This is a genomic window from Streptomyces sp. NPDC005728, assembly GCF_040630895.1.
In the GTDB taxonomy this organism is placed as follows: domain Bacteria; phylum Actinomycetota; class Actinomycetes; order Streptomycetales; family Streptomycetaceae; genus Streptomyces.
The window spans coordinates 59,490-69,014 of record NZ_JBEXYL010000051.1; the positions used below are offsets into that span (position 1 = coordinate 59,490).

Consider the following 9,525-nt stretch of genomic DNA (forward strand, 5'->3'; position numbering starts at 1 on the left):
TGGTTCGTTCTTCCTAGGAGAGCCGGACGCGCGGGTCGATCCAGGCGTACGCGATGTCGGTGAGGATGTTGAAGAGCAGGATGAAGAAGGCACCGAACAACATGACGCCCATGGTCAGCGGGAGGTCCTTGTGGACCGCGCCGTCCACGGCGAGCCGGCCGATCCCCTGCAGGGAGAAGGTGATCTCGGTGACGACGGCGCCGCCGAGCATGCTGCTGAGGTCGATACCGAGCACGGTGACGATCGGGATCATCGAGCCGCGCCAGGCGTAACGGAAGAAGACGTACTTGCGCGACATGCCCTTCGCGCGGGCGGTGCGGACGTGCTCCTCGGCGAGCTGCTCGATCATCGAGGAACGTGCCATACGGGTGTACTGCGCGGTGAAGATGGTGGCCATCACCAGGGTGGGCAGCAGCATGCCCATGAACCAGCCCCACGGATCCTCGGTGATCGGCACGTACTGGGGGTTGTCCATCCAGCCCGTGCTGTAGACGAAGATGATCAGGACGATCGGACCCAGGAAGTAGATCTGGAACGAGCTGAGCACCATCGACGCGCCCGTGGCGATCTTGTCGACCATTGATCCTCGCCGGTAGGCGGCGACCATGCCGGCTCCCACACCGACCACGAGGAAGACGACCGCACCGCCGATGGTGAGGGTCAGGGTCGTCGGGAAGCGGTCCAGGATCGTGCCCCAGACCATGTCGCCCGAGTAGAACGACTGCCCGAGGCACGGGGCGCTGCAGTGTCCGGTCGGGAAGTCACGGCCCATCACGATGCCGGACATGAAGTCCCAGAACTGCTGGGCGATGGGGAGGTTGAGACCGAGGGCCTGGCGGATGTCCTCCAGCCTCTGAGGAGAGCAGTCCTTGCCACAGGCCAGGGAGGCGTAATCGGAAGGCGCGGCGACGAACAGGAAGAACGTCGCGGCGGAGATGAGGAACAGGGTGATCACGGCGCCGACCGTGCGCCGGATGATGAACTGAAGCATGGCGGGAGGGCTGCTCTCTGCGGAGACGAGTGGGAGGTTTCACGGAGGTGCGGGGACGCGCTCCGCCTGGTGCGCGTCCCCGCGTTCAGCCGTAGAGAGTTACGACTTCTTCAGGAACAGGTGGTTGATGTCGATGAGGCTGGACACCGACCCGTAGCGGGCGCCGCCCACGTTGGACCCGGAGAGCTGGAACTGCTTGGTGTACCACAGCGGGGCCGCCGGGAGGACCTTCTCCAGCAGGTAGTGCTGGGCTTCCTTCCAGGTCTTCGCGGCCTCGGTCGGCTCCTGGGTCAGCGCCTTCTTGATCAGGGCGTCAACCTTCGCGTTCTTGACGTGCGAGTAGTTCGGCGCACCGTCGGCGACCTGCGTGCCGTCGTACACCGGGGTGACGACGGTGGACGCGGACGGCCAGTCCTGGCCCCAGCCCGTGATGTAGATGTCGTACGGGTTGTCCAGCTTGCCGATCTGCTCGTAGTAGCTCGCGGCGTCGACCTCCTTGGAGACGACGTCGAAGCCGACCTTGGTGAGCGCGTCCTCGATGGCGACCTTGCGCTTCTGGCCGTTCTCGCTGTTGGCGTAGGCGAAGACGACCTTCTTCTCGGACGCCGGGACGCCCTTCAGCGTCTCCTTGGCCTTGGCGATGTTGCCCTGCGGCGTCTTCAGACGGCCGTACGGGTCGTAGCCGGCCTCGTAGCCCGGCAGCGTCGGGGCGAAGTAGTTCGGGGCCACGTCACCGCCGTAGACACCACCCTCACCGGCGATGAGCGACTTGGAGTTCACCGCGTAGGCGATGGCCTGGCGGACCTTGAGGTCCTTCACGCGGTCCAGGTTGAAGCTCAGCTGCATCACGTAGGGCTGGTAGCCCTTGACCGTGCGCTTGTTGGCGGACGGGTTCTTGATGACGTCCTGGATCTGCGTGGCCTCGACGCCGGCGGTGAGCTGGATGGCGTTCTTGTCCTCGCCCTGGTCGGCGATCAGACGCTTGGTCTGGGTCGACTCGGTGACGCCGAACTGGAAGTTGAAGCCGTCCACGTACTGGTGGCGCACGGAGTCGGTCTTCGGGTCCCAGTTGGTGTTCTTGACGAGCACCATGGACTTGCCGCTCTTGGACGACTGGATCTTGTACGGGCCGGTGGCGACCGGGGCCTTGTCGTACTTCTCCTTGGTGTCGTCCTTCGTCGGGACGATGGCGTAGCCGGCCATGGCCAGGGTCTGCGGCAGGTCCGGACGCGGCTGGTCGAAGTGGAAGACGACGGTCTTGTCGTCCGGCGTGTCCAGGACCGTCTTCGGCAGGTGCTTGCCGTCGAAGCCACCGCCCGGCAGCGCCTTGCGGTAGTCGGCACCGCTCAGGTAGGTCTGCAGGTAGGTCGGGCCGTCGAAGATGAACTTCGCGTACTGACGCTCGACGGTGTGGCGGACGTCGCCGGACGTGATGGCGTTGCCCTTGGAGTCCTTGATCCCGTCCTTGAGCGTGAACGTCCAGGTCTTGCCGCCGTCGGAGGCCTTGCCGGAGTCGGTCGCGAGGTCACCCACGACCGAGACGCCGCCCTTGCCGTCCTCCTTGAACTGGGTCAGGCGACGGAAGAGCAGGTTGGCGACCTGGCCGGCGTCGGAGACGTAGGTCTGACCCGGGTCCAGGTGCGAGAGGCCCGCCTCCTGGTACACCGTGATGGTGCCGCCGCTCTGGGCACCGGCGATCTCCTCGGCGGGACCGGTGGAACCGGCAGCGTCGGCGTAGGTGACCGCCTTCGACTGGACCGAGGCTTCCTTCTGGTCCTTCTTCGAGTCCTTGCCGGTGTTGGAGCCCTTGTTCTCGGAGCACCCGGTGAGCGCGAGGGAACCGGCCGCGATGGCGACGACGATGGCCTGCGCTCTGCGCGAGCTGAACGACTTCATGAGGCGAATGCACCTACCTGTCCGTTGTTATCAATGAGTACTGCCTGACGCGGCTGGCAGGCCGACTGGGGTGGCAGTCATCCCCCCACCAGTGGACGATCTACCGCCCGGACTTGGGGTCGAAGGCGTCCCGTACCGAGTCTCCGAGGAGATTGAAGGCCAGGACGAAGATCACCAGTGCCACACCCGGGAAGAAGATGAACGACGGGTCCTGCTCGGCGTACTTCGCGCCGTTCGCGAACAGTCGTCCCCAGTCCGGGGTCGGTTCGACGAAGCCGACACCCGCGAAGGAGAGGAAGGCAATGGTGAGGATGGTGCTGGGCAGCGTGTACGTGAACTGCACCAGGATGGGCGTCACCACGTTCGGCAGGATCTCCTTGCGGACGATCCGCCAGGGCGAGGCGCCGGAGACCTTGGCGGCCTCCACGAACTCTCGCTCACGCAGGGACAGCACGGTGGAGCGGACCAGTCGGGCCATACCCATCCAGCCGAGCACCCAGAGCACGATCAGCATCGCCAGCGCCCGGAAGTAGGTGGGCGTCTCCTCCCGCGGGTCCACGAAGAACGCGGTCACCACGGGCATGAAGGCGATGAAGAACAGCTGCTGCGGGAAGGCGAGGAAGAAGTCGGTGACCCGGCCGATCCAGTAGTCGGTCCTGCCACCGAAGTAGCCGCCGATCAGGCCGAGGATGACGCCCGTGACCATCATCAGGACGGTCACGCCCAGCGCCATGAACAGCGAGGTGCGCATGCCGTAGACCAGCATGGCGAAGATGTCGCGGCCGACCTGCGGCTCGACACCGAACCAGTGCGTTCCGGACAGACCGCCGAAGTAGCCCAGCGGAAGGCCGAAGTCGTCGAGGACCGGTGTGTCCTGGTAGGTGGGGTCCTGCCCGTACAGCGTGTACGGGTCCGTCCCGCTGAGCTTCGTCAGCAGCGGCGCGGCCAGTGCGACGACGAAGTACAAAATCACTACCACGGCACAGATGACACCGGTACGGTCACGCTTGAAGCGCTGCCACATCAACTGGCCGGGAGAGCGACCCTCGAGCTTCGTCTCACCCTTGGCAGGTGCAGGCTTCGACTCGAGTTCGGGCTCCAGGGCAACCGTCGGCCCGGAGCCTTCAGCCTTGGCTGGACTGGTCATGTGTGTTCTTCCCCCGGGGGGTTGGAGAGCTGAGCGCAGCGCAGATACCGGAGAGTTCTGCGGTTTGGGGGAACTTTCGCCAATGTGTTCAACGCGCGTCAAGGGCGGAAGACATAGGGATCTCCCTACCGTCAATATTTTGAGCAAAAATTGCAAAGATCGACACCTGTGCGCGCTTGACATGAACGACGGCAACTCGGCAAATCGGACAGCGTGTCCCATTTTTCCGTTTACATGTCCGAAACTTGACGCGCAGATCTCCGGTATGCGAACACTCGCGCCATCCGTGCCCCGCTGAGCGTCCAGCCAGCGCATGGATACCCAGAAAAGGCCCGGGCATGCCGAAGGCCCGGCCCCTCCTGGAGGCGGAGGAACCGGGTCTCGCGGGGCCGGGGAGGCGTCAGCCGTGCTTGGCGCGGCTCGCGGCGCGGGCGCGCTCGCGGGCGTCCAGGTTCACCTTGCGGATGCGAACCGCCTCCGGGGTCACCTCGACGCACTCGTCGTCACGGCAGAACTCCAGCGACTGCTCCAGGGAGAGCTTGCGCGGCGGGACGATCGCCTCGAACGAGTCGGCCGACGACGACCGCATGTTGGTGAGCTTCTTCTCCTTGGTGATGTTCACGTCCATGTCGTCGGAGCGCGAGTTCTCGCCGACGATCATGCCCTCGTACACCTCGGTGCCCGGGTCGGTGAACAGCACGCCGCGCTCCTGGAGGTTCGTCATCGCGAAGGCGGTGACGGCACCGGAGCGGTCGGCGACCAGCGAGCCGTTGTTGCGGGTCTGCAGGTTGCCGAACCAGGGCTCGAAGCCCTCGTGGATGGAGTGGCCGATTCCGGTGCCACGGGTCTGGGTCAGGAACTCGGTCCGGAACCCGATGAGACCGCGCGAGGGCACGACAAACTCCATGCGGACCCAGCCCGAGCCGTGGTTGGACATGTTGTCCATCCGGCCCTTGCGGACGCCCATGAGCTGCGTGACCGCGCCCATGTGCTCCTCGGGGACGTCGATCGTCATGCGCTCGACGGGCTCGTAGGTCTTGCCGTCGACGTCCTTGGTGACGACCTGAGGCTTGCCGATGGTCAGCTCGAAGCCCTCGCGGCGCATCTGCTCGACCAGGATGGCGAGCGCCAGCTCACCACGGCCCTGGACCTCCCAGGCGTCCGGACGCTCGGTCTCCAGGACGCGCAGGGAGACGTTACCGATCAGCTCGCGGTCGAGGCGGTCCTTGACCTGGCGGGCGGTGACCTTGCGGTCCTTGACGGCCGCCTTCGCGTCCGCGCCCTTGCCGGTGCCGCCACGGCCGACCAGCGGCGAGGTGTTGGTGCCGATGGTCATCGAGATCGCCGGCTCGTCGACCGTGATCAGCGGCAGCGGGATCGGGTTCTCGAGGTCGGCGAGGGTCTCACCGATCATGATGTCCGAGATACCGGCGACGGCGCAGATGTCACCGGGACCGGCCACCTCCGCCGGCTTGCGGGTGAGCGCCTCGGTCATCATCAGCTCGGTGATGCGGACGTTGCTGACGGTGCCGTCACGCTTGATCCAGGCGACGGTCTGGCCCTTGCGCAGCTCGCCCTGCTCGACGCGGAGCAGCGCGATACGGCCGAGGAAGTTGTCGGCGTCCAGGTTGGTGACGTGGGCCTGGAGCGGGGCGGCCTCGTCGAAGGTCGGCGCCGGGATGTGGTCCAGGATCGTCGAGAAGAACGGCTCCAGGCTGGTGGAGTCGGCCGGGACCGTGCCGTTCTCCGGCTTGGTCAGCGAGGCGACGCCGTCACGGCCGCACGCGTAGACGATCGGGAACTCGATCTGCTCCTCGTCTGCGTCCAGGTCGAGGAAGAGGTCGTAGGTCTCGTTGACGACCTCGTCGATCCGGGAGTCCGGGCGGTCCGTCTTGTTGATGCACAGGATGACGGGCAGGCGCTGCTGGAGCGCCTTGCGCAGCACGAAGCGGGTCTGCGGCAGCGGGCCCTCGGAGGCGTCCACGAGGAGGACCACACCGTCGACCATCGACAGACCGCGCTCGACCTCGCCACCGAAGTCGGCGTGGCCGGGGGTGTCGATGATGTTGATGGTGATGACGTCCCCCCCGTCCTTGGGGTGGTACTTGACCGCCGTGTTCTTGGCGAGGATCGTGATGCCCTTCTCACGCTCCAGGTCGTTCGAGTCCATCATGCGGTCGTCGACGCCTTCGAGCTGGTGCGCGGCGAAGGCGCCGGCCTGCTTGAGCATGCCGTCGACGATGGTCGTCTTGCCGTGGTCGACGTGGGCGACGATGGCGACATTGCGGATGTCGTGGCGCGTGGCCATATTGCGACGTACTCCCGGAGTGTGAGGAAGGCCCTCTGCGTACGTCCGTGTGACGCGGGCCCTGCCGGGCTTGACATGCCACGGCCTCACCCCATGTTACGTGGCCCTGGAGGAGTCGGCCTCCGCAGGGCCCCGCGGGCGCTCAGCCGCCGGACGGACCGGGCAAGACCTTCGCCCCCTTCTTCAGGTATCCCATGTCCTCGTAGACCGGCGTCTGGAAGCCGAAGGCACCCGCATTGACCAGGTTCTTGCGCACACCGACCAGCTGCGGCCGCTGGTAGAGCGGGAGGGAGGCGGCCGCCGCCCAGATACGGGAGTCCGCCTTGCGGATCAGGTCGCGCGCCTCGTCCTCGTCGAGCGTCGCCGCGGCCTGGTCGAAGAGCTGGTCGACCTGGTCGGTGCCGACCCGGGTGAAGTTCTGCTCGACGGACACCGAGCCGTCGGCGGCCGGGACCGGCTTGGCGTAGATCGGCCGGGCGTCGGTCGCCGGGAAGGCGGAGGACGGCCAGGAGTACAGGGCGAGGTCGTAGTCGCCGGAGGCGATGTGGTCCTTGAAGTAGCTCTCGTCCGAGACCTTGGTGATCGTCGTGCGGATGCCGACCTTCTGCAGCATCGCGGAGACCCGCTCGGCCACGCTGTTCAGCGTCTCGGAGCCGGGCCCCGAGGGGAGCACGAAGCGCAGGGCGAGCGCCTTGCCGTTCTTGGCGAGCGGCGCGGTCACGGCACCGGCCGGGGCTGCGGTGCCCTGCGGGGCGTAGGCGCCCGGCGCGCCGCCGGAACCGGAGTACTGCTTGTCGTCCCGGGCGAGGTGTTTGCCGCCCTCGTCGCCCCTGTCCTGCTTCTCCTCGGCCGGCTCGTGGTGCCGGCCCTTGTCGTCCTCGCCGACGATGTACGCGCCGTCCTCGCCGCCGTCGGACTTCTTCTCGGGCTTGCTCTTGTCCCTCTCGGCACCGGCCGCCTTCTCGCCCTTCTTCTCCTCCTTCACCGGCCCGCCGGGCACCCAGCCGGCGTCCGCGAGCAGCGCCTGTGCCTCCTTGGTGTCCTGGCCGCCCAGGGCGCCGCTGCCGTCGGCGTAGGCGGACTGCCCGGACAGGGCGAGGTGGCTGCCGACCGGCACGGCGGGCAGGCCCAGCGGGGTCAGCACCAGCTTGGCCAGTTCCTCGCGGTCGAGCGCGCGGGCGACGGCCCGGCGGACCCGCTCGTCGGTGAGGGCACCCGAGGCGCCGTTGAGGGCGAGCTGGGTGTAGGCGGGCTCCAGCGACTTGCGGACGTCGAAGGCCTGCAGCTTCTGCTGCTGCTCCAGGTACCGGGTGATGGCCTTGTGCAGCTTCTTCCTGCCGACCTTGACCTCGTCGGCGTCGAAGCCGTGCGCGAGCGCCCAGTCCTGCAGTTTCCTGGCGGAGGTCTTCCCGGCGCCCTGCAGCGGGGTGCCGGTGCCCTTGGTGCGGGCGGCGAGGTTGATCCGCTCCGCCTCGGCGGGGTCGATCTCGGCGAGGTCCACGGTGCCGTCGGCGAGCGCGGCCGCCCGCTTGTCGCGGGCCACGGCGTGCAGCACGATCTCGTTCAGCTTGGCGGGCTTGCCCCACCAGCGCGGATTACGGGTGAGGACGACGTCCTTCTTCGCGGTGTCGACCTTGTCGACCTGGAAGGGTCCCGCGGTGACCGCCAGCTTGCGGCGGGCGCCGTCGTTGAAGGCGTCCGGGGCGCCCATGACGTCCTTCGGGTACAGCGGGGAGAACAGCGACTTCCAGTCGGCGTAGGGGCGGGAGAAGGTGACCCTGACCTGGAGGTCGCTCGCCCCCCGCTCGATGCTCGCGATGCGGTCGTAGCCGGCGTTGCGGGCGGTCCAGTAGGCACTGTCCTTGCCGGACAGGGCGCGCCACTGGGCGACGAAGTCGGCGGCGCCGATCTCCCGGCCGTCGCTCCAGACGGCCTGCTGGTTCAGCTTGTACAGCACGACCTGGCGCGGCTCGGTCTCGATGACCTTGGCGGACTCCACGTAGGCGGGGTTGGCCACCGGGCGCCCGTCTGCGTCGAGGCGGAACATCGACGGCAGTACGGCCTGGGCGACGCGGGTGGTGCCGGCGTCGGCGTCGGCCTGGAAGGTGTTCAGGGTCTCCGGTACGGCGTCCACGGCCCACTTCAGGGTGCCGCCCGCGGCGACCTGGTCCCGGGCGACGAGGTCGATGTCCTGCCCCGCCAGCGGGCGGCTCGGCTTCTCGTCGGAACCGCAGCCGGCGAGCAGGGGGACCGCGAGGACACCGGCGGTGAGGAAGGCGACCGAGCGCAGCACCGCGCGCAGGCCGACGCCGTCGTGGGACATCTCTGCTACCTCCGGGAAGCCGCGGGCTTTATGCTCACATTTACGGCATGTGGAGCTGATCACTTTTGGCGGTATATGGAGCTGATCAGATCTATGCGCCCACTGAAGAGGAAAGGATCCGCCAACAGCGGGCGACACGACGGCGACGGACGGTAAACCCACCCGTGCGGCGCAATACACCCGGACGATGCACCCACGCGACTGGGCCAATCGATGCACATCTCTTCACAGCACCGGGTGTGACGCGCAACACTCCAAGGCGCATGAACGTTGCCGCCCAGGGCCCGCAGGACCCATGGAAGTGAGGGCAAGTCATGTCCGTGCACGACGAAATGACAACCGTCCAGCGTTGCCTCGACGACCTGTACCGGTCGCTCGGGCGCCTGGAGAAGGAGCTCGGCAGCGGTGGTCTGGAGATGCGCCGGGTCCGGATGGACGCCGACCATCTGCGCGAGAGCCTGGCGCTGCTGCGGGACACAGCCCGCACCCCGGCCGCTGCGAACCGGCCCGACCTCGTCAGCATCTCCGACACGCCGTACGACATCAGTCTGTGGACGGACTCGGACGACGAGGGCCTGGGCGCCCGCGACCGGCACGCCCCCTGAACCGACCGGAGTCCCCCCTTGGCGACTGGTACGGAACACCAACAGAACAGCGGCGGCGTACGCGCCGGTACGCGCGCCGCGATCGCCGCGCCGCATCTGCGGACCGACCGCTGGTGGCTGGAGCCCGCCGCCACCGCGGCCGGTCTGTTCGCCTTCGTCGTCTACTCGACCTGGCGGGCGTTCGCGCATCGGCATCGCGGCCGAGGCCCCGTGCTGACCCAGCCCGAACAGCGTGTGCAGCACGGCCTGGCCGAG

At 67.5% G+C, this 9,525-nt stretch carries 6 protein-coding genes and 1 pseudogene; 2 read left to right on the plus strand and 5 right to left on the minus strand.

Annotated elements, in window-relative coordinates; genetic code table 11:
• Positions 1–13: 13 nt before the first annotated feature.
• The 5 genes from ABZ471_RS29270 to ABZ471_RS29290 all read right to left on the minus strand — a co-directional run bounded on the left by ABZ471_RS29270 (position 14) and on the right by ABZ471_RS29290 (position 8,665).
• Positions 14–991, minus strand: a complete 978-nt coding sequence (locus ABZ471_RS29270) for an ABC transporter permease (protein ID WP_359070500.1) — start codon at positions 989–991, stop codon at positions 14–16.
• 99 nt (positions 992–1,090) lie between these two features.
• Positions 1,091–2,887, minus strand: a complete 1,797-nt coding sequence (locus ABZ471_RS29275; RefSeq protein WP_359070501.1) for an ABC transporter substrate-binding protein — start codon at positions 2,885–2,887, stop codon at positions 1,091–1,093.
• A 100-nt stretch (positions 2,888–2,987) separates the two neighbouring features.
• Entirely contained in the window at positions 2,988–4,034 is a 1,047-nt protein-coding gene (locus ABZ471_RS29280; RefSeq protein ID WP_359070502.1) for an ABC transporter permease, read from the minus strand.
• 400 nt (positions 4,035–4,434) lie between these two features.
• Positions 4,435–6,342 (minus strand): translational GTPase TypA, encoded by a 1,908-nt coding sequence (gene typA, locus ABZ471_RS29285; RefSeq protein WP_359070504.1) that lies wholly within the window; start codon positions 6,340–6,342, stop codon positions 4,435–4,437.
• A gap of 142 nt (positions 6,343–6,484) precedes the next feature.
• Positions 6,485–8,665, minus strand: a complete 2,181-nt coding sequence (locus tag ABZ471_RS29290) for an ABC transporter family substrate-binding protein (protein ID WP_359070505.1) — start codon at positions 8,663–8,665, stop codon at positions 6,485–6,487.
• 314 nt (positions 8,666–8,979) lie between these two features.
• Between ABZ471_RS29290 and ABZ471_RS29295 the strand changes: the two genes are divergently transcribed.
• Complete coding sequence (locus ABZ471_RS29295; RefSeq protein ID WP_359070506.1) at positions 8,980–9,270, plus strand: hypothetical protein; 291 nt, start codon at positions 8,980–8,982, stop codon at positions 9,268–9,270.
• A gap of 18 nt (positions 9,271–9,288) precedes the next feature.
• Positions 9,289–9,525: pseudogene (locus ABZ471_RS29300) on the plus strand (hypothetical protein); the annotation flags it as partial.